The 387-nt window shown below is 61.0% G+C and carries 1 protein-coding gene and 1 pseudogene; both read right to left on the bottom strand.

All coding sequences use genetic code 11. From position 1 onward, the window contains the following. Positions 1–132, bottom strand: a pseudogene (locus EN851_RS37525) (S-formylglutathione hydrolase); the annotation flags it as partial. 15 nt (positions 133–147) lie between these two features. Next, positions 148–387 (bottom strand): hypothetical protein (locus tag EN851_RS36845; RefSeq protein WP_210234952.1); only part of this gene is annotated, 240 nt, incomplete at its 5' end.

Here is a 387-nt window from a genome sequence, read left to right on the forward strand (position 1 = left end):
CGGCAATGGCCCGTCCTTGGCCTGCGGTGGCACGAACACCGCGAAGGTCATGTCGCAGGCGCAAACCTCCGAAGCATGCGAATAGACGCCCTGGATGCCGCCATGCGATTTGGAATTGGAAAGGACGTTCATCGGCTCTGCCTCGCGTCAGGAAATACCAGACCCGGCATAGCCGCCGAACCTCGCGCTCGCAACCTTGCGCCTCGCGAAAACGATATCGACGGTGGCAGCTTTCGGAGGTAGCAACGTGCGGCGGCAGGACGCGGTTACCTTGGGTTCACAAGAAGCATTGACCCGCTCACAGGCAACTCGAATTCGGTCAGCATTGAGCTTCGCGTCGAACGATGGAACCGGACGGACCGCTTCCGGCATGGCGCTTACCAAGGC

Origin of the sequence: Mesorhizobium sp. M8A.F.Ca.ET.208.01.1.1 (genome assembly GCF_004791315.1) — a bacterium.
In the GTDB taxonomy this organism is placed as follows: Bacteria; Pseudomonadota; Alphaproteobacteria; order Rhizobiales; family Rhizobiaceae; genus Mesorhizobium.